The sequence below is a fragment of the Streptomyces sp. NBC_00239 genome (genome assembly GCF_036194065.1).
GTDB lineage: Bacteria > Actinomycetota > Actinomycetes > Streptomycetales > Streptomycetaceae > Streptomyces.
Window position 1 is genome coordinate 3,828,988 of record NZ_CP108095.1, and the last position, 18,828, is coordinate 3,847,815.

The window sequence follows — 18,828 nt, forward strand, 5'->3', positions numbered from 1 at the left end:
TCCGAGCACCTCAACCGCGCGGGACAGTGTCACCCGCGCACCTTCCCACCCGCACGGACGCCCGGTAACGATGGTCGCGGGGGGAACCGGAGGCCTGACCTCCTCCGGCTCACAAAGGGGTGGGAATGACAGAGTTCACGAGCTACATGCGGTCCCTGGAGCGCAGCCGCGCCGCCCGGACCCGGCAGGACCGGCCCGAGACGTTCACGCTGTGCGGGCGCACCTGGGACCTGCTCGACGACGTGTTCGCGCCCCCCTTCTCGCGCTCCAGCGCGGTCGCCATGGAACTCGCCGGCCTCGCCGAGCCGCCGCGGCCGCACACCGGGTCCTTCCTGGAGGTCGGCTGCGGCACCGGGATCATCGCGGTGTCGGCGGCCCTGGCCGGCTGCGACCGGGTGGTCGCCACCGACATCAACCCGCAGGCCGTGGCCAACACCGAGCTCAACGCCCGGCGCCACGGGGTGGCCGGCCGGCTGCGCGCGGTGCACAGCGACCTGTTCGACGCGCTGGCACCCGGCGAGCGCTTCGACACGATCTACTGGCACTCCAATTTCGTGCTGGCGCCCGAAGACTTCGAGTACGAGCACACCCACGACCGGGCCTACGTGGACGCCGGCTACCGGGCCCACGAGCGGTACCTCGCCCAGGCGCCGGACCTGCTCACCCCCGGCGGCCGCGTGCTGCTCCAGTTCAGCGACCGCGGCGACCTCGACCTGCTGCACACCCTGGCCCGGCGGCACGGCCGGAGCCTGCGCCTGCTGGACTCCCGCCGGGACCCGGAGGGCGCGGAGACCGTGGAGCACCTGCTCTTCGAGGTCGCCGCCGCGACCCCCCAGTGACCCCCCAGTGACCCCAGCCAAGGTCTGTACGGCGGCCTGACCGCCCGCCCTCACACACCTCACCTGCCCGAAAGCCCGGAAACCCCTGTGCGCATCCTCCTCGTCGACAACCACGACTCCTTCACCTACAACCTCTTCCACTACCTCGCCGAGATCACCGGCCGCGACCCCGAAGTGATCCCCAACGACGACTCGGGCTGGCACATGAGCCGGCTGGCGGACTTCGACGCCGTCGTCCTCTCCCCCGGCCCCGGGCACCCGGGGGTCGCCGCCGACTTCGGGATCTGCCGCGAGATCGTGGCGGCGGGCGAGCTGCCCACGCTCGGCGTCTGCCTCGGCCACCAGGGCGCCGCACTGCTGCACGGGGCGACCGTGGACCGGGCCCCCGAGCCCCGGCACGGCCGACTCTCACCCGTGACGCACACCGGCACCGGCCTCTTCGCGGGCCTGCCCTCACCGTTCGACGTGGTCCGCTACCACTCACTCGCCGTCACGGACCTGCCGGCCGCGCTGACCCCCGTCGCGTGGACCGCGGACGGGGTGCTGATGGGCTTCGAACACCGCGAACGTCCCCTGTGGGGCGTGCAGTTCCACCCCGAGTCGATCCTCACCCGGCACGGGCACGACCTCCTGGCCAACTTCACCCGCCTGGCCGCCGACTGGCACGCGGCCCGACCCGCGCGGCCGGCCCGCGCGGTCCGGCCGGTCCCGGAGCACACGGCCGCCGCACCCGCCACGCCCCGGCCGCCCACCCCGGCGCCGCTCCCCGCCACCCGCAAGCTGCGGGTGCTCGCCGAGACCCTGACCACCGCCTGGACCGAAGAAGACGCCTTCGGAAGGCTCTTCGGGCCGGGGCATCCGGGTGGGCCGGGCACTCAGGCCGGCGCGGGGGATCCGGCGGGGGCGAGGGATCCGGCCGAGGCGGGGGATCCGGCCGGGGCGGGGGATCCGGCCGGGGCCGGGCTTCCGGCCCGGACCGGCGACCACCCGTTCTGGCTCGACGGCAGCACCGGCGGCAGCGGAGCCGGCCGGTTCTCCGTGATGGGCGACGCGTCCGGACCGCTGGCGCGGGTCGCGCGGGCCGACGTGAGCGCCCGGACCGTGACCGTACGGTCCGCGTCGGGCACCGAGGAGATAACCGGCGGCCTCTTCGACTGGCTGGACCGGGACCTCGCCGCGCTGCACACCGAAGTACCTCCGCTGGACTGCGCGTTCACCCTGGGATGGGTGGGCTACCTCGGCTACGAGCTGAAGGCCGAGTGCGGCGGTTCGGCCGCCCACACCTCCGAGGACCCTGACGCCACCCTGGTCTTCGCCGACCGGGCCCTGATCTTCGACCACGCCGAGAACACCACCACCCTGCTCGCGCTCGTCGAGGACGACGAGGAGCACACGGCGGACGCGGCACGGGCCTGGCTGGACTCGACCGCCGCCCTGCTCGCCGGACCGCCCCCGGCCGGTTCCGGGCCGGCCGCCCCGGAGCCCCTGCCCGGCCTGCGGCTGCGGCACGGCCGGGACGACTACCTGCGGCTGATCGCCGCCTGCCACGAGGACATCGCGGCGGGCGAGACGTACGAGGTGTGCCTGACCAACATGGCCGAGGCCGCCGGCGACCTGGACCCGTGGGCCGCCTACCGCAAGCTGCGCCGCCTCAGCCCGGCCCCGTACGGCGCGCTGCTGCGCTTCGGGGACCTGTCGGTGCTGAGCACCTCGCCCGAGCGGTTCCTGCGGATCGGCGCGGACGGATCCGTCGAGTCCAAGCCGATCAAGGGCACCCGCCCCCGCGGCGCGACGCCGCAGGAGGACGCGGCGCTGGTCGCGGACCTGCTCACCGACGAGAAGGACCGCGCCGAGAACCTGATGATCGTGGACCTGGTCCGCAACGACCTCGGCCGCCATGCGCTGACCGGCTCGGTGGACGCCCGGGACATCTTCCGCGTGGAGACGTACGCGACCGTGCACCAGCTGGTCAGCACCGTACGGGCCCGGCTGCGGCCGGACCGCTCGACGGTGGCCTGCGTACGCGCGGCCTTCCCCGCCGGGTCCATGACGGGCGCCCCGAAGCTCCGCACCATGCAGATCATCGACGGCCTGGAACAGGGCCCGCGCGGCGTCTACTCCGGCGCCATCGGCTACTTCTCGCTCTCGGGCGCGGCCGATCTGAGCGTGGCCATACGCACGGCCGTGGTCACACCGGGCCGGGTCCGCTACGGCGTGGGCGGCGCCATCGTGGCCCTGTCCGACCCGGCGGCCGAGTTCGAGGAGACCGCCGTGAAGGCCGCCCCTCTCCTGTCCCTCACCACCGCGCCGTTCCCGGACCGCGAAAGCGTCTGACCGGGACGTCCCTCATCCATCGCCCCCGCCACCCCTCGCGGGTTGGGCTGTGCTCCGCAGCGCCTGCCCGGCCAGGGGAGTGCAAGGCAGGCCTGCGTCCGTGCCTCTGTCCGGGGGCGCAGGGTGGTCGGGCCTGCTCCCCGGTGACCGACGCGACCCGACTCGGACGCTGCGGACATGGCACCAGCCTGACCGCAGCGGCCCACCCCCGGCAACGCCGCCCGGGACACTACGTCAGGTCCATCGGAACACCCCGCTCCAGGGCTACTCCTTCGGGCCCTTCAGGTCCTTCAGATCCTTCAGATCCTTCAGATCCTTCAGATCCTTCAGATCCTTCAGCCCGTGGAAGTAGATGTGGTACGGGTCGCGCTCGAACCCCTCGGCCTCGTACAGGCCCTGCGCGACGTGATTGTCGTACCCGGTTTCCAGCTGGACCCCGGCCACGCCCTCGGCCCGGGCCCGCTCCAGCACGTCCCGCAGCAGCGCCCGCCCCGCCCCGGTCCGCCGCCCGCCGGGCGCCACGAACAGGTCGCTGAGCACCCACACCGGCGCCATCGACAGCGACGAGAACGTCCGGTACACCTGCGCGAACCCGACGGCCTCCCCCGCACCGTCCTCGGCCAGCAGGATCAACGACTCCCCGTTCCGGACCCGCTCCTCCAGGTACGCCCGCGGCCGCTCCTCATCGACGACCTCGACCTCGTAGAAGTCGAGATACCCCCGAAACAGCTCACCCACAGCCCCCAACTCCGCAACCCCGGCCACCCGCACAGCCACCCCACCACTCACAACAAAACCTCTCCTTCACCCCAACACCACATGCCAACTCCCCCTATCTTCCTGCACCCCGGGAATCGGTGACGGGTGGTCATCGCGCCGGGCCGGCGATCACTCTTCGCAGTGGACTGCTCCCGGGGACAGCACCCCGAGCAGACGAGCAGGAGTTCCGATCAACAGACACCCTCGGCAAGGCGTGCGTGCACCCAGGCAGCAACGCCGCTCGCCGGGCCAGCCGGTGCCACCACACCACGAAGTGAGCCACACGTGACCCCCCAGCCCGCCCCGGAAGACCGCGCCGCGAAAGCCGAGCGCCGGCGCACTGGCGTCGCCGCCTTCGCCACAGGCACCGCCGCATCCCTCGCCTGCTTCGCCTTCCTCCCCGGCCTCCCCCACGTCATCGACTGGGGCGCCGCCCTCGCCTCCCTCGCCACCGGCTGGCTGTCCCGCCGTGCCTGGCAGTCCCACATGACGAGGAAACACGCCATCGCAGCAGTCAGAGGGCATGAAAAAGCCCCAGGTCACGGCGAGTGAGTCCTGGGGCTGATCCGAGCCGCCTTCGGGATTCGAACCCGAGACCTACGCATTACGAGCCCCAGACGCTTCCTGTCGGATAGGTTCACGGGGTGCCATCGTGGGGCGGTTTCCGCAGGTCAACGCGATGTGATGGCACTTCCCCGTGCCAACCCGTGACAACCGGTTCAGAGCAGTTCGGGCACGCGATGGGCACGCATTGGGCACGCGGTGGGCACTCAAAAAGGGGGCCCTGACCTGCGTAAACGGTGCACCTTCAAACCTCACGCTACACCGGGACCCTGACATGCAGAAGGGGCCGCACGGCTCGCGCCGCGCGGCCCCTTTGCCGTCTTTACGCCCCGCCCGCTTCGGGACGCGGCGAACACTTCGAAGCTCGTTCCCGACCGCCACCGGTGGGGGGCAGGGCGTTCAGGACGGCCTCAAGGGCTATGGCCCCGGTGTCCGTGATGTGTCTGTCGTCGAGCAGGATGTCGCGCTTGTCAGCGGTGGCACGCCCTGCTGCGGGTGCTTCGTCGTCGAGTCGGGTACGGCGGACGCGGTACAAGATGCCCCCCTCGTGGCATGGCCGAGTACCTTGCTCGAACATATGTCCGAGGCAAGGCTCGATCCACATTAGCGCCCATATCGCCGCAGGTCACGCGACTACGACGCTCCGTAAGACTCCTCAGCGATCGTGATCGTTGCATCTTCAAGATCAAGATTTTTGAGCGCCTCTTTAACCAACGGCAGATCCTCCGGCCGTGTTCCTGGCTGGTAGGCAACGACGATGGAAACCTTGGGTGTTGACATGCCGAGGATGTCGCCGGCCGTCAATCCGACCCACTCGGCCGCCGCCGCTTTCCGCACCTCGACGGGATCGAGCCCGGTCGCCGCCGCGACTGCGCCGACGATCCACTTGTCGTGCCGGTAGCTCTCGCCGTTCTTGATCTTCGCGAGGGTTGTCCACTGGAGCTTCTTGCCCGTCTCGGGGTCGACTGCCCGCTCGGCCACGCTTCGCAGGGTCGCGCCCGGGACGGCGAGCACCTCGCGAACCATGTCGGTGAAGGGCGTCGAGCTCTCGCCGCCTATGGGGGACACGGGTTCTCATCTCCGTTCTTGTCGCAGAACGCGAACGATCTTATCTAACCAGCCATTACCCCGGATTGCACACCCCGGAACTGCGTTGACGTGCAGATTCAGCCAAGACTAGGTTGTTCTTGTTCGAGAACAGCAACAGACAAACAGTCTGTACCGGGCAGCTTGTGCCCGTCGCCGTTCCTGTCCGAGAACACATGGGGGATCTTGTGTCTGTCGTCTTCACCGGGCCGCCGCCGCGCAGCCGGAACACCAAGCACGCGCTGATCGCGACGGAGCTCGCCGACCGTCCGGGCGAGTGGGCGATCGTGCAGCGGCTCGCGTCGATCGCTCGGGCATCGTCGGCCGCGCAGGCCATCCGCAGCGGTCGACTGGCCGCTTACCCCGACGGCGCGTTCGAGGCGGTCGCCCGGTCTGTCGTTGAGCAGGGACGCGTCGAGCACCGGGTCTACGCCCGCTTCGTCGGCGCCGAGCAGTGAGTGCGGCCGGTCCGCGGATCGGCAGTCTCTGCTCGGGGTACGGCGGTCTCGACATGGCCGTGCAGCAGGTGTTCGGTGGCTCGGTCGCGTGGCACTCCGAGATCGACGAGAACGCCTCGGCGATCCTCGCGCATCACTGGCCCGAGGTGCCCAACGTCGGCGACCTGGCCGCCGTCGACTTCACCACGGTCGAGCCCGTCGATGCAGTCGTCGCCGGGTTCCCGTGCACCGACCTCTCGCTCGCCGGCCGCATGGCCGGTATCGCGCCCGGTACCCAATCCGGTCTGTGGCTGCACGTCGCCCGCGCCCTTGAAGCCCTACGCCCCCGATTGGTGGTGATCGAAAATGTCCCGGGTCTCCTCTCGACGCACGCCCATAGCAACGTGGAACTTTGCCCGTGGTGTGTGGGAGACGGAAGCGATCAGCCTGCTTTGCGAGCACTCGGCGCCGTACTCGGCGACTTGGCCCGCCTCGGGTTCGATGCGACTTGGGCGTGCGTACGCGCTGAGGAGATCGGCGCTCCGCACATCCGACGACGCGTCTTCATCCTCGCCGTGCCTACCGACGCCGAGGGCGAGGGACTACCGGGGCCGGGGGTTCTCGGATGGGCTCGCGAACGTGGTGATGGAGTTGCTGCCGACGCCAGCAGCAGCGGACGGACACCGGGGCCCGGACTACGCCCGCATGGGTCGTCCGGCCTCGGGGGGCGACGACTTGGTGACGAGAATTGCCAGGATGACCCCGCGACGGCCGTCGAGTGGGGAGAGTTCCGCCCCGCCATCGAGCGGTGGGAACGGCTCACCCGCCCCGCTCCCCGACCAACTGACGATCACGGACGGTTGAGCCCGAGATTCGTCGAGTGGCTCATGGGCCTACCCGACCACCACGTGACCGGCGTCCCGGGCCTCTCCCGGTCCGCACAACTGCGGGCGCTCGGCAACGGGGTCATCCCTTCGCAGGCGCCTGCCGGGCGATCGGCGCCCGCCGCTACATCGTCGGCAACCGCTGCCCACTCCACACCCCCGCCGCCCTCGCTGGACACCCCGAGGCACCCGGCGTCACAACTCCCTTAAGGAGACGTTCCCTTGAGCCTCGCCGCGACGGATTGGGTATGGACCCGGTCCCGCGCCCGAGGCGCCGCTCGTCTGGTCCTGCTCGCCGTAGCTGACCGCGCCGGCGCCGACGGCGTCGCCTACGCCGGTACGGCCGCGCTCATGCAGCGGACCCGGGCCGCCCGCTCCACCGTCCGCCACGCGGTCGACGCCCTGCTCGCCTCGGGTGAGCTCGCCGTCGTCGAGGGCCGGATCGGGCCCGGCGGGGAGACGGTCTACCGTCTGCCGCTCCTCGATGAGAGGCGGGCCGAGGACCGGCCCGGACCGGATTTCGACCCGGGCCGGGAATCGGCCCCCGGGGGGCCGGTGAGCGGCCCCGGGGAGGGCCGGACATCGGCCCCGGGGGGACCGGCCACCGGCCCGGGGGAGGGCCGCAGATCGGCCCCCCGGGGGCCGGATACCGGCCCCCAGAACGTACTTCCTACTTACTCACCACAAGAGCAGCAGCCGCGCGTGAGCTCGGCGGCTCTGATCCCTGAATTGCGCCCGCTCGACGACGCCCTCGCCGCGGCCTCGATCACCGTTCGGTGGTCGCTCGGACTCGGGGAACAGCGCGACGTCTACCGGCTGACGCAGCAGCACGGCGTCGAGGCCCTGGTCGACCTCGCCGCCCGCCGCACCGTCCCGGGCGAGGCCCCGAAAGCGGCCCGCTACTGGCTCAAGGTCTGGTCCGACCTCGACCGTCCGTCGAGCACCCCGTCGAGGGCGACGTCGTCGACCGCCGCCTACGCCGACAACTTGGCCGCCGGCCTCGCCCTGCTCAACGCACAGAAGGAGCGCACCCCATGAACGAGCAGCAGATCGCCGCCTTGCTCGCGTTCGCCGGAACGCTCGACTCCCGGGTGCGCCGCGCCCTCGCCGACCCTCAGCAGTCCGCCCGCACCATCTCGGAGTGGACCGCCGCCGTCGCCGACGTTCCCGCCACGATGCCCGACGTCGGATGGGATGCCGCCCGCGCCACCCGCCGGTACTACGAGCAGCAGGGCGGCAACCGCTCGTCGCAGTACCGGCCGATCGAGCCGCACGACCTGCTCGCCGCGTGGGGGCCGCTTCGGGCCGAGCTCATGGCCCGCCACACCGACCCCGTGCCGAACGTCGACCCGGACAACGTCGCCGCATGGCGCGAGGAACTGGTCGGAACCCGAGCCGCGGTTGCCGTCGGACACATCCCGCCCGCGCAGTACCGGGCCGAGATCAACGACGCGGGGCAGAAACGTCTCGCCGCGCTCATGTCCGGGGTCGGCGCCGGGCCTCGCCGGTACCTGCCCGCGCACGTTGCGGCCGAGCTGCGCCCGTTCCGGAAGGCCCGCGCCCACCGCGAGCAGCTCGTCGCCGAGGGCATCCCCGACCCGCTCGGGGTGAAGTGCCCCTACTGCCTCGCCGCCATCGACGAGCAGTGCCGGAGCAGCTTCCGCAACAGGGGCAAGGGCCGGCGCCCGTTGACCGGCGTCCACCCCTCCCGCGTCGATGCGCTGGTCGCTCACCTCGGGGTCGACGAGCAGGGCGAGGCCGAGCAGATCAGGCTCGCCCGGATCATGTGCCAACCGCCCGCACCTCGACGGGATGGCCGAGCTCGGCACACCAGCGGCGGGGGCGGCGACCGATGATCCCCGCCGCCGCCCGAGCCGTGATCGCCGCGCACCTGACCGACGAGCTCGACGTGCAGCCGCACCTCGCGACCGCCGTCGTCGCCGCACTCGCCGACCGCCTCGCCATCGAGGGATGGCACATGACCGACCAATTCCCACTGTTTCGAGGTGCTCACGATGTCCATCAACAGCACCTCGAAGGCGCGCGACCGGTCGCGCCTCGCGCGCGGGAGATCCCGCGCGCTCGGCGCTCCCTCGACCGGCTGCTCGGCCGTGCCCGAACGAACGAGGGGAAGACCCCATGAGTTCGGTCCTGCTCGCCCTCGCCGTCGTGCTCGCCCTCGCGCTCGGCGCGTCCCTGGCCTACATGGTCCGGATCGACGACCGCCTCGACCGCGAGCTACGCCGCCTCGGCCGCACCCCCTGCTCGACCACCTGCACCGCCTGCTCGACGACCCGCCGAGCCGAGAACGGAGAGACCCGATGAACGACACCACCCGAACCCGGTCCCGGCGAGGCCGGACCGCCGCCCGAGAGGGCGTGCGCGAGCAGCGGCGCGCGGCGCTGCGGCTGCTGCTCGCCCGCGCTGACCGAGGCGCTCTTACCCCGGGGGACGCGACCCAACTCCGCGACCTGGCCGAGGCCGAGATCGCCGAGGGCGACCGCTTCCGGCAGTCCGCCGGCGGGCAGCAGACGGCGGCGCTCAAGCTGCGCCACCGCATCGACGCCGCCGAGCAGGCCATGCAGGAGATCGAGGCCGAGCGCGACCAGTACGCCGCCGAGGTCGAGGCGCTGCGCACCATCAAGGGGGACCAGTGAGTTACGCACAGGCTGTGGGTGAGACCGTGCGCGCCCTGCGGGTGGTCCGGGGCCGGTGGGCCGACCTGCTGCTCGCGATCGAGACACCGCCGGCGGATCACTGGCCGCCTCGGCAGCTCGCGCACACCATGCGCGACGACGACGAGCTGCTCGTCGAGGACCGGGCGCCGCTCGTGCTGCGCGAGCACCCCGCCCCGCTCAACCTCGGCGCGCTAGACGCCGGGCGGGCGGTCGAGCGCCTGATCTTCGATCTCGCCGACACGCTCGCCGCCGCCGTCCAGCGCACCGAGCAGGGCGACCCCCGGGCGTGGCTGAGCGCGGACCCGGGCGCACCCGACAACCACCGCGCGGCGGGCAGCAGGCGGCACGGGCTGCACTTCGCGTGCGTGTGGGTCGAGGGCCGGGTGCTCGACGAGGACACCGCCCCCGAGGCCGAGCTCGACGGGGCGATCAGCGCCCCGCCGTACGAGGTGCTGCCGCTCTACCTGCTGCACGAAGCGCGACGTACCGCGCGGATCGCCGAGGCCCGGGTGCTGCGCGCCCTCGGCCTCGACCGGCGCGAGACTCCCCTGCCCGAGCCGTGCCCGTGGTGCGAGGGCGAGCTCACCCTGCACAGCACCCCCGACGGGCCGCCGAGCGTCACCTGCTCGGGCGCGCGCGAATGCTCGGCGCCCGTCCCCCTCGACAGCGGGGAGCAGGTGCGGGTGTGGGAGTGGGGCGACCTCCCCGAGCTGATCGCCGCGCTCGGCGTGGACATCGCCGCCGCGGCGTAGGGGTAGGTGGGGGCCGGTTCTCCCGGCCCCCACCATCACGACTTGATAACACCGCACGCAAACCAACCCCACCGGCCTCCAGTTGGCGCGACAGTTCACCACATAGCGGGATCTCTTGACCCTGCTCGGCCTCATTTTACTTAGTTTAGCTAAGTAAATATTTAGGCTTGTACTCGCGCTGAACTTCTGGAAGGACGAATTACTGATGAAGAACTATTGGGGGCGGGTAATTCGCGAGGCGCTCCAAAGCGGCGACGGCACATTGCGGCTCGTCTTCCTGCTGGGCTTCACCGCGGCATCGGCCGCGGCGCTAATGTTCGCGGCCCGCGTCGTCGGGCTCCTGTAGCCGGAGCTCGGCGGGATCATGCATCACCTGCACTGAGGTTGCATTGTTATCTGTTCGTGACCTAGTGTGGGGAGCGCCTCCGGCGTGCCCGGAACCCAAACGCTGCACTCACGCCCTGCCACCATCCCCCCGGTGGCGGGGCGTTGGCATGTCCGGGAGGTGATCCCGTGGCCGAACCGATCACGGACGCCGACCGCGAGGCGGTCCGCCGACTGCACTCCGAGGGCAGGTCCCGCAACGCCATCGCCCGAGAGACCGGGCGCAGCGCCGCCACCGTCTCGAAGATCGCCGCCGAGCAGGGCCTCGCGTTCAGCGGCGGGGCGCGGGTGGCTGCTGCCACGCAAGCCCGTACGGCCGACGCCGTCACCCGGCGCGAGCGCCTCGCCGACGACGCGCTCGACGGCGCTCTTGCTCAGATCGAGCGGGTCGTCGAGGCCGAGTCCGCCAGGGACGCACGCGACTACGCGACGGCCGCACGCGCGCTCACCGAGGTACACGCCAAGGTCGCCGAGCTCGCCCGCCACACCAGCGGCGGCAGCGCCGGCGGGATGCTCGACCGCCTCGCCGACGCCCTGCTCGGGCCGCCGGGCGGTGACACCGACGGGGGGTGATCCCCTCGGACGGCCACCTCTCCAACAAGCAACTCGCCTCTCTCCGCGAGTCAGTCGCCCGCATCAACGTGTGGCACGGCTCGGTCAGGTCCGGGAAGACGATCGCGAGCCTGCTCCGCTTCCTGTTCGCGGTGCGGCGCGCTCCGGCGTCGGGCCTGATCCTGATCGTCGGCCGGTCGCTCGCCACCATCGAGCGGAACGTGATCGAGCCGCTTCAAGACCCCCTGCTCTTCACCGACACCGCCGCCGAGGTCCACCACACTCGCGGCGCGACCACGGCCGTGATCCTCGGCAGGGTTGTCCACCTGATCGGCGCGAGCGACGCCCGGTCCGAGGGCAGGCTGCGCGGCCTGACCGCGTCCGTCGCCTACGCCGACGAGATCACGCTGCTGCCCGAACCGTTCTTCGTGCAGCTCCTCGCCCGACTGTCCGTCCCCGGGGCGATCCTGCTCGGGACCACGAACCCGGACGGGCCCCGGCACTGGCTCAAAGCTCAGTACCTCGACCGGCAGCACGAACTCGATCTTCGCTCCTGGCACTTCCAACTCGCCGACAATCCCGCGCTCTCCCCCGAGTACGTCGCCGCCCTGGCCGCTGAGTACACCGGCCTTTGGCGACGCCGGATGATCCTCGGCGAGTGGTGCGTCGCCGAGGGCGCCATCTACGACGCGTACGACGAGCAGCGGCACGTCGTCGACACCTTGCCCGCGATGCGCCGGTACTGGTCCGGCGTGGACTACGGGACGAGCAATCCGTTCTCGATGGTCCTGCTCGGACTCGGCGAGGACGGGCGCCTGTACGCGGTGGGCGAGTGGCGCCACGATGCCCGCGCCGCGCGCCGGCAGATGACCGACGCCGCGTACAGCCGCGCCGTCCGCGACTGGCTCGTCGCGCAGGACGTACACCCCGAGTGGACATTCATCGACCCCTCGGCCGCGAGCTTCTCCACGCAGCTTTGGGCCGACGGGTACACGGGCGTCGCCCGCGCGAACAATGCCGTGGGCGACGGCATCCGCAGCGTGGCGAACCTGCTCGACTCCGGCCGCCTGCTCATCCATCGCTCGTGCGAGGGGCTGCTCGCCGAGTTCCCCTCGTACGTATGGGACGACGCCGCCGCGGCGCATGGCGAGGACCGGCCGGTTAAGGCGTCCGACCACAGCCTCGACGCGCTGCGGTACGCCGTGCACAGCACCGCGCACGAATGGCGCGGCCTGCTCGCCCCCGCTTGATCCCCTCCCCCGCTCCGAGGCGCCGCGCCGTGCCTCGGGCCTGACGTGTCGAGGGGGTGGTCGCGTGCAAACGTTGACCGATCGGTTCCTCGCCAAGGTCGCCCCGGGGCCCCTCGGGTGCTGGGACTGGACCGGGCACGTGAAGCCCAACGGATACGGCCAAGTGAAGGTGGACGGTCGCCCCGCCTACGTCCATCGGGTCGCCTACGAACTGACCCGGGGACCGATCCCCGACGGGCTCGTGATCGACCACCTGTGCCGACGCCGTCATTGCGTGAACCCCGACCACCTCGAACCGGTCACCCACCGGATCAACATCCGGCGCGGGGTGAGCCCCGCCGCGCGGCGCGCTCATCAGACGCACTGCGGCCGTCGCCACATCTTCGACAACGCGAACACGTACACCGCCCCCAACGGCACCCGGCACTGCCGCCGTTGCGCAGCAGGACGTGCCCGCACACGACGACGTCGGGAGGTGAGCCGTGCCTCTGCCTGAGAACGGCGCCCCCTGGCCGCCGCCCGCCCTCGCCCGCCCGTACCAGCAGATCAGGATCGACGACGCTTGGTACAGCGGTCAGCACGAACGGCTCGCCGCCGTCTACCGGACCAGTGCGACCCGGCGGGACGGGCGCCGCCGGCTGTGGGGGCGCGACCGCGACCAGCAGCAGGCCATGTCCGATCAGCGCCTGCACATACCCCTGCCCGGTGACATCGCTGGCGCGAGTGCTGATCTCCTGTTCGCCGAGCCGCCCGTGCTCAGCGTCTCCGACCCGGTCACGCAGGACCGCCTCGACGAGCTCGCCGAGTCCGACGGCATCGCGAACGCGCTGCTTGAGGCGGCCGAGGTATGCGCCGCGCTCGGCGGCGTCTATCTCCGGATCACGTGGGACCGTTCGCTAGCCGATCGCCCGTTGCTCACCAGCGTGCACCCGGACAGCGCGGTTCCTGAGATGCGGTGGGGGCGTTTGTCGGCCGTGACGTTCTGGCACGAGCTCACCTCGACCTCGGCGACCGTGTGGCGCCACCTCGAACGGCACTCCCCGGGATGGATCGAGCACGCCCTCTACGAGGGATCACCCGACAGCCTCGGTACCCGGGTCCCGCTCACCGAGCACCCCGAGGTCGCCGACCTGGCCGCCTCTCTCGGCCCCGAGGGCGACGCCCTGCCGACCGGGATCGACCGGCTCACCGCCGCCTACATCCCCAACATCCGCCCGGACCGCGCCAACCGGGGCAGCATCTTCGGCCGCTCCGATTTCGGCGCTCCCTTGTACGACTTGTTCGACGCCCTCGACACGACATGGACGTCGTGGGTGCGCGACATCCGCCTCGCCCGAGCAAGGTTGCTCGTACCCGACGGCTACCTGCGCGACCACGGCCCCGGCCGCGGCGCGAGCTTCGACGACGACCGGGAAATCTGGACCCTGCTCAACATTCCGCCGACCGAGCAGAGCGGTGCGGGAATCACCTTGTCGCAGTTCGCGATCAGGGTCGACGAGCACGAGCGCACCTCGGCCGCGACCACTCGGCAAGCCGTTCAGTCCGCTGGCTACAGTCTCGGCACATTCGGCCTCGACGATCAGGCCGCCGTGACCGCGACCGAGATCCGGGCGCGCGACCGGCGGTCCATGACCACCCGCAAGAAGAAGATCCGCTATTGGTCGTCTGAACTCGCCGACATTCTGCACGCGATGCTCCTGCTCGACCGGGCGCTGTTCACTCCGCGCATCGCGCCGGAGCGGCCGACGGTCGCGTTCGGCCCGGTGGTCAGTGAGGACTCGGCCTCGCTCGCGCAGACCCTTTCGCTGCTCCAGCAGGCACAGGCCGTGTCCACGCTGACCAAGGTCCAGATGCTGCACCCCGATTGGGACTCGACCGCAGTACAGGAGGAGACCGACCGCATCCTCACCGAGACCGGGGCCGCTGTACCGGACCCGATGCAGGCCGGGGCGTTGCTCTGACGCGAGGGGGTGCTCGTGCCCATCCATCCCGCGATGGCCGAGGATCTCTCGGCGGCCGTCCGCGACCTGTACGCGGACGCCGAGACGCGCCTGCTCTCGCTCGTAGCGAGGCAGCTCGCCGACGGGTTCGAGGCGCCCGGGTGGGCGGTCGCGAAGCTCGCCGACATTCAGCCCCTGCGGCGCGCGGCTCAGGGGGTGGTCGACGCCCTCGGCTCGGCCACGCAGCTTGAGGTGTTCTCGGCGGTCACCGAGGCGTACGACGTTGGGGCGCGGGCCGGGCTCGCCGAGCTCGGCGCGCTGTCCGACGCCGACGGCCGGCGGATCGCCGAGCGCACCCCGGGCACCCGGGCTGTGGACCGGCTCGCCGCCGAGACCGTCGATCTCGTGACGGCGACGCATCGCGGGATTCTCCGGGGCGTCGAAGACTCTTACCGGCAGATCATCAGTGAGGTTGCGGCGACGCCGCTGCTCGGGATCGACTCCCGCAGGCAGGCCACACAGCGCGCGATGGAGCGGTTCAGCGACGCCGGTCTGCGGACGTTCGTCGACCGCCGCGGCCGGTCGTGGCAGATGACGAGCTATGCGGAGATGGCCACCCGGACGGCGGTCGGCCGCGCCGCCGTCGAGGCGCACGGCGACCGCCTGCGGGCCGCCGGTATCCGGCTGGTGATCGTGTCCAACGCGCCCCACAACTGCGAGCTTTGCGACCCCTTCGAGGGTCGGGTGCTCGCGCTCGACGGCCCGAGCGGCGCCCGAACGATCGAGGTGGAGCACGCCATCGAGGACGGGCGCACCGTGCGGGTGGACGTCGCCGGATCACTCGACGACGCCCGCCGCGCAGGGCTCCAGCACCCCAACTGTCGGCACTCCACCTCGGCGTTCCTGCCCGGGGTGACCCGGGCGCCGGTCGAGCACTCCGAGGACCCGGCGGGGTACGCCGCCTCACAGAGGCAGCGTGCGATCGAGCGGGCCATCAGGAAGTGGAAGAACCGCAGCGCCGCCGCCGTCACCCCCGAGGCCAAGCGCGCGGCCGAGGCCCGGGTGCGGCAGTACCAAGGCCGGATGCGCGAGCACCTGGCCGCGCACCCCGAGCTCATCCGCCGCCGTGAACGGGAAGCCCCGGGCGCCGGCAACCTGCCGAACACCGCGCCGACCCCGCCGCACGACGCGGTGCAGGCGGCGCGCGTGCGGGCGGGCGACGACCGCACGCTGCCCGAGATGCGCGACGAGCAGCTCGGCGCCGCGCTGCGCCCGGGTGTGCTGGACGAACGCGACCGCGACCGGATCGCCGCCGAGGCGGACCGCCGCGACGAGCAGGCCCTGCTCGACCGGGTCCGCCCCGGTGGTCGCATGGTCGACAGCCTCGCCGAGTTCTCCGACGACGAGCTCGCCCGCATGGCGCTGCACCTCGACGACGAGGGGATGCTGCGGGTGATGGCCGAGGCCGACCGGCGCGACCTCGACGCCACTATGCCCTCGATCCGGACCGACCTGCTCGGCATGTCCGAGCGGGACCTCGCCACCCGTGCCCGCCATGTCCCCGAGGACCGGCCGGCGATCGGCGCCGAGGTCCACCGCCGCCGGATGCTCGGCGCCCTCTTTCCCGGCGGGCGCCTCGCCGCCGACCTGTCCGCGCTCGGCGACGACCTGCTCGTGTGGGGCACGCGTTACGCGAGCCCCGAGGACTCGATACGGATCGCCGCCGAGATCGACCGTCGGTACCCGCCCGTCCCACCGCCGCCCCCGGCGGGGGCGAGCGCCACGGCCACGATCACGGCGCACGATGCCCTCGACGCCGCCATGCACCCGATGCGCCTCGACGACCCGCCCCCGGCCGACCCCGACGAATGGGGGCCGTACGGGGCCGACATCGAGCGCGGCCCGGACGGCACCGAGCACATGTCCACCGCCGAGCGATGGGTCTACGAGCGCGAGCTCGAAGCGAGGGCGTCGCGCGAGGCGTACAGCCGCGACGAGATCCGGTCCATGTACGACGAGCACATCTACGTGCAGTGGCTCGCCGCCGAGGACGCGACCCGGGGTCACATGCTCAACCGCCGCGCCGAGGCCGCCGACGTCGACCCGCGAACGCTGTTCACCGGGCCCGCTCACGTGGCCTACGCCCGAGCGTCCGAGGACCTGATCAGGTTTTGGGAGGACGTCCCCAGGGTGACGCTCGCCGAGTTCACCGAGCAGGTGACCGGCGTCCGCAACGGCGCGGGCGCCACCGCCCGCAGCGCACGCGACAACCAGCGCAACAAGCAGTGAGGGGGTGATCGCTTGGCCTTCCGTGAGGACGCCGTGCGCGCCCGCGCGGACGGGCTCGCCGCCGCGCGGGCCGGACATCCGGTGACCCGATGCCCCCGCTTCACCGACCCCCGGCTCACCGCCGCTTGGGTCCGTGGCTACGCCGCCGCCGTCCGGCCCGCGCCGTAGCCCCTCCCTTCTGTAGGGCCGCCGATCCGGTGGCCCTTTTTCATGCCCGCACGAGCCCCGGAGGGCCGCACCGCCATGCCCGAGAACACCGCCGATCCCGCCGTCGAGGCCGCTCCGACGGGTGAGCAGAACCCCGCCCCGACCGGGGCGCCGTCCGCCGATCCCGCCGCCGCGCAGCAGCTCGCCGAGGCCACCACGCGCGCCGAGCAGGCCGCGGCCGAGCGTGACGAGCTGCGCGCCGCCCTCGACGCCGTGACCAAGGCGCTCAACCCCAACGATCCCGGCGCCGAGAACGACCCGGCCGCCCTGGCCGCCGCCGTCGCCGAGCGCGACCGGCTGCTCGCCGAGCACTCGACCGAGCTGCGCGGCGCCCGAGTCGAGCTCGCCGTCGCCCGCGCCGCCGCCGACGCGGGCGCACGTGGCGACCGCCTGCTCAACAGCCGCTCATTCCTCGCCGCCGTCTCCGGCCTCGACCCCGCCGACAAGGGGTTCGAGGAGCAGCTCGGCGCCGCGATCAAGACGGCGGTCGACGCCGACCCCGACCTGTACCGCGCAGGCCCCGCCGCACCGCCCCGTGCGGGCGCCGAGTTCAACGGCGCCCCGACCGGTGAGCGCAAGCCCGCGACCCTGCGCGACGCCATCGCCGCCCGCCTCGGCGGCTGAACAACTGGAGATCCCCACCTATGGCAATCACTCTTGCCGACGCCAAGCTCAACACGCAGGACGACCTCGACCTGACCGTGATCGACGAGTTCCGTAAGTCGTCTTGGCTGCTCGACAATCTCGTCTTCGACGACGTCGTGTCCCCCGCTGGTGGGGGCGCGACCCTCACGTACGGGTACACGCGCCTGATCACCGAGCGCCCGGCGCAGTTCCGAGCGCTTAACACCGAGTACCCCAAGGCGCAGGCCAAGCGGCAGCGCTACACCGTCGATCTCAGCCCCTTGGGTGGGGCGTTCGAGGTCGACCGGGTCCTGTCCGCCCTCGGCGCTGCGGCGACCAATGAGACCGAGTTCCAGATGAACCAGACGATCAAGAGCGCTCGCGCGTTCTTCTCCGATCAGGTCATCAACGGGAAGCGGGTCACGACCCCGGGCGCCGAGGCTGGGTTCGACGGTCTCGACAAGGCGCTCGCCGGCAGCACGACCGAGATGGGTGCGGGCGCGTCCCTCGACTGGACCGGTTCGGCCATCGGCTCGGACGCGGGCAAGGCGAACGACGCGCTCGACATCCTCGACGAGTTCCTGTCCCTGCTCGACGGCGCCCCGTCGGCGCTCTTCGGGAACAAGAAGACGATCGCCCGGGTGCGGTCGCTCGCCCGCCGGGCCGGCTACTACGACCGGTCGCCGAACTCCTTCGGTCAGAACGTCGAGACGTACAACGGCATCGCCCTGGTGGACCTCGGCGAGAAGGCGGGCAGCATCGCCCCCGTGATCCCGGTCGAGACCCGGGATGTCGACGGCGCCGGAGCGGGCGGCAACATCACCGGTCTCTCGGACCTGTACGCCGTGCGCCTCGGCACCGATGGATTCCACGGCGTCTCGACCGTCGGGGGTCAGCTCGTACGTCAGTGGCTCCCGGACTTCACCACGGCGGGCGCCGTCAAGACCGGCGAGGTCGAGCTCGGACCTGTGGCCGTGGCGCTCAAGGCCACGAAGGCAGCGGCGGTACTGCGGAACATCAAGGTCCAGTGATGGCCCGGTACGCGATCACCGCCCCGCACGACGGCGACGAGCAGATCGGCGGCGTCACCATCGCCGACGGCCGCGCCACCGCGACCGACCCGGGCGAGGGGGTGCTGCTCTACCTGCGCCGCCACGGCTACACCGTCGAGCCTCTCGACGACGAACCCGACGGACCGCCGGACGACAAGCCGGCGGGCCGTTCCGCTGCCCGCAACAAGAGGGGGTGA

Annotated in this window: 23 protein-coding genes; 21 read left to right on the forward strand and 2 right to left on the reverse strand. The window is 71.8% G+C overall.

Annotated elements, in window-relative coordinates; all coding sequences use genetic code 11:
• The first annotated feature begins 125 nt into the window (after nt 1-125).
• Together OG764_RS16770 and pabB are read left to right on the forward strand one after the other, a co-directional pair.
• Nucleotides 126-839 carry a class I SAM-dependent methyltransferase gene (locus OG764_RS16770; protein WP_328969224.1) on the forward strand — a complete coding sequence of 238 codons (714 nt, stop codon included), beginning with the start codon at nt 126-128 and terminating at the stop codon, nt 837-839.
• A gap of 87 nt (nt 840-926) precedes the next feature.
• Complete coding sequence (gene pabB / locus OG764_RS16775) at nt 927-3,173, forward strand: aminodeoxychorismate synthase component I (RefSeq protein WP_328969225.1); 2,247 nt, start codon at nt 927-929, stop codon at nt 3,171-3,173.
• Nucleotides 3,174-3,437: 264 nt separating this feature from the next.
• Here the strand turns inward: pabB and OG764_RS16780 are convergent, their stop codons facing one another.
• Nucleotides 3,438-3,911 (reverse strand): GNAT family N-acetyltransferase, encoded by a 474-nt coding sequence (locus OG764_RS16780; protein WP_328969226.1) that lies wholly within the window; start codon nt 3,909-3,911, stop codon nt 3,438-3,440.
• 306 nt (nt 3,912-4,217) lie between these two features.
• Here OG764_RS16780 and OG764_RS16785 point away from each other — a divergent pair, with 306 nt between their 5' ends.
• The gene (locus tag OG764_RS16785; protein WP_328969227.1) at nt 4,218-4,484 is read left to right on the forward strand and encodes a hypothetical protein; all 267 of its coding nucleotides are present in this window, start codon (nt 4,218-4,220) and stop codon (nt 4,482-4,484) included.
• 645 nt (nt 4,485-5,129) lie between these two features.
• Here OG764_RS16785 and OG764_RS16790 read toward each other — a convergent pair.
• Entirely contained in the window at nt 5,130-5,564 is a 435-nt protein-coding gene (locus OG764_RS16790; protein WP_328969228.1) for a hypothetical protein, read from the reverse strand.
• Nucleotides 5,565-5,683: 119 nt separating this feature from the next.
• Here OG764_RS16790 and OG764_RS16795 point away from each other — a divergent pair, with 119 nt between their 5' ends.
• From OG764_RS16795 to OG764_RS16880, 18 genes are all read left to right on the forward strand, one after another.
• On the forward strand, nt 5,684-6,040 hold the full coding sequence (locus tag OG764_RS16795; RefSeq protein ID WP_328969229.1) for a hypothetical protein: 357 nt from the start codon (nt 5,684-5,686) through the stop codon (nt 6,038-6,040).
• Nucleotides 6,037-7,113, forward strand: coding sequence for a DNA cytosine methyltransferase (locus OG764_RS16800; protein WP_328969230.1), 1,077 nt, complete (start codon nt 6,037-6,039; stop codon nt 7,111-7,113). The genes OG764_RS16795 and OG764_RS16800 overlap by 4 nt, the downstream gene beginning before the upstream one ends.
• Nucleotides 7,114-7,125: 12 nt before the next feature.
• Complete coding sequence (locus OG764_RS16805) at nt 7,126-7,941, forward strand: hypothetical protein (RefSeq protein WP_328969231.1); 816 nt, start codon at nt 7,126-7,128, stop codon at nt 7,939-7,941.
• Entirely contained in the window at nt 7,938-8,759 is an 822-nt protein-coding gene (locus tag OG764_RS16810; protein WP_328969232.1) for a zinc finger domain-containing protein, read from the forward strand. The genes OG764_RS16805 and OG764_RS16810 overlap by 4 nt, the downstream gene beginning before the upstream one ends.
• Nucleotides 8,756-9,046: a hypothetical protein gene (locus OG764_RS16815; RefSeq protein ID WP_328969233.1), complete on the forward strand. Its 291-nt coding sequence runs from the start codon at nt 8,756-8,758 to the stop codon at nt 9,044-9,046. The genes OG764_RS16810 and OG764_RS16815 overlap by 4 nt, the downstream gene beginning before the upstream one ends.
• Entirely contained in the window at nt 9,043-9,228 is a 186-nt protein-coding gene (locus tag OG764_RS16820; RefSeq protein WP_328969234.1) for a hypothetical protein, read from the forward strand. The genes OG764_RS16815 and OG764_RS16820 overlap by 4 nt, the downstream gene beginning before the upstream one ends.
• Nucleotides 9,225-9,560 (forward strand): hypothetical protein, encoded by a 336-nt coding sequence (locus OG764_RS16825; RefSeq protein ID WP_328969235.1) that lies wholly within the window; start codon nt 9,225-9,227, stop codon nt 9,558-9,560. Before OG764_RS16820 ends, OG764_RS16825 begins: the two co-directional genes overlap by 4 nt.
• 14 nt (nt 9,561-9,574) lie before the next feature.
• The gene (locus OG764_RS16830; protein ID WP_328969236.1) at nt 9,575-10,333 is read left to right on the forward strand and encodes a hypothetical protein; all 759 of its coding nucleotides are present in this window, start codon (nt 9,575-9,577) and stop codon (nt 10,331-10,333) included.
• Between the two features lie 205 nt (nt 10,334-10,538).
• Complete coding sequence (locus tag OG764_RS16835; protein ID WP_328969237.1) at nt 10,539-10,679, forward strand: hypothetical protein; 141 nt, start codon at nt 10,539-10,541, stop codon at nt 10,677-10,679.
• Nucleotides 10,680-10,846: 167 nt separating this feature from the next.
• Nucleotides 10,847-11,290 carry a helix-turn-helix domain-containing protein gene (locus OG764_RS16840; protein ID WP_328969238.1) on the forward strand — a complete coding sequence of 148 codons (444 nt, stop codon included), beginning with the start codon at nt 10,847-10,849 and terminating at the stop codon, nt 11,288-11,290.
• Complete coding sequence (locus tag OG764_RS16845; protein WP_328973040.1) at nt 11,290-12,519, forward strand: PBSX family phage terminase large subunit; 1,230 nt, start codon at nt 11,290-11,292, stop codon at nt 12,517-12,519. Before OG764_RS16840 ends, OG764_RS16845 begins: the two co-directional genes overlap by 1 nt.
• Before the next feature lie 73 nt (nt 12,520-12,592).
• Nucleotides 12,593-13,015 (forward strand): HNH endonuclease signature motif containing protein, encoded by a 423-nt coding sequence (locus tag OG764_RS16850; RefSeq protein WP_328969239.1) that lies wholly within the window; start codon nt 12,593-12,595, stop codon nt 13,013-13,015.
• Nucleotides 13,002-14,480, forward strand: coding sequence for a phage capsid protein (locus OG764_RS16855; RefSeq protein ID WP_328969240.1), 1,479 nt, complete (start codon nt 13,002-13,004; stop codon nt 14,478-14,480). The genes OG764_RS16850 and OG764_RS16855 overlap by 14 nt, the downstream gene beginning before the upstream one ends.
• 15 nt (nt 14,481-14,495) lie before the next feature.
• The gene (locus OG764_RS16860; protein ID WP_328969241.1) at nt 14,496-16,748 is read left to right on the forward strand and encodes a phage minor capsid protein; all 2,253 of its coding nucleotides are present in this window, start codon (nt 14,496-14,498) and stop codon (nt 16,746-16,748) included.
• A gap of 12 nt (nt 16,749-16,760) precedes the next feature.
• A complete protein-coding gene (locus tag OG764_RS16865; RefSeq protein ID WP_328969242.1) occupies nt 16,761-16,916 on the forward strand; it encodes an Rmf/CrpP family protein in 156 nt (51 codons plus the stop codon).
• 42 nt (nt 16,917-16,958) lie between these two features.
• The gene (locus tag OG764_RS16870; protein WP_328969243.1) at nt 16,959-17,579 is read left to right on the forward strand and encodes a hypothetical protein; all 621 of its coding nucleotides are present in this window, start codon (nt 16,959-16,961) and stop codon (nt 17,577-17,579) included.
• A 20-nt stretch (nt 17,580-17,599) separates the two neighbouring features.
• Nucleotides 17,600-18,610 carry a major capsid protein gene (locus OG764_RS16875; RefSeq protein WP_328969244.1) on the forward strand — a complete coding sequence of 337 codons (1,011 nt, stop codon included), beginning with the start codon at nt 17,600-17,602 and terminating at the stop codon, nt 18,608-18,610.
• Nucleotides 18,610-18,828, forward strand: coding sequence for a hypothetical protein (locus tag OG764_RS16880; protein ID WP_328969245.1), 219 nt, complete (start codon nt 18,610-18,612; stop codon nt 18,826-18,828). Before OG764_RS16875 ends, OG764_RS16880 begins: the two co-directional genes overlap by 1 nt.

Excerpts from the sequence above, each read along its gene's own strand:
- OG764_RS16815 (WP_328969233.1), top strand. The coding sequence starts at position 8,756 with ATGATCCCCGCCGCCGCCCGAGCCGTGATCGCCGCGCACCTGACCGAC.
- OG764_RS16810 (WP_328969232.1), top strand. The coding sequence starts at position 7,938 with ATGAACGAGCAGCAGATCGCCGCCTTGCTCGCGTTCGCCGGAACGCTC.
- OG764_RS16820 (WP_328969234.1), top strand. The coding sequence starts at position 9,043 with ATGAGTTCGGTCCTGCTCGCCCTCGCCGTCGTGCTCGCCCTCGCGCTC.
- OG764_RS16835 (WP_328969237.1), top strand. The coding sequence starts at position 10,539 with ATGAAGAACTATTGGGGGCGGGTAATTCGCGAGGCGCTCCAAAGCGGC.
- OG764_RS16770 (WP_328969224.1), top strand. The coding sequence starts at position 126 with ATGACAGAGTTCACGAGCTACATGCGGTCCCTGGAGCGCAGCCGCGCC.
- OG764_RS16875 (WP_328969244.1), top strand. The coding sequence starts at position 17,600 with ATGGCAATCACTCTTGCCGACGCCAAGCTCAACACGCAGGACGACCTC.
- OG764_RS16870 (WP_328969243.1), top strand. The coding sequence starts at position 16,959 with ATGCCCGCACGAGCCCCGGAGGGCCGCACCGCCATGCCCGAGAACACC.
- OG764_RS16825 (WP_328969235.1), top strand. The coding sequence starts at position 9,225 with ATGAACGACACCACCCGAACCCGGTCCCGGCGAGGCCGGACCGCCGCC.
- OG764_RS16880 (WP_328969245.1), top strand. The coding sequence starts at position 18,610 with ATGGCCCGGTACGCGATCACCGCCCCGCACGACGGCGACGAGCAGATC.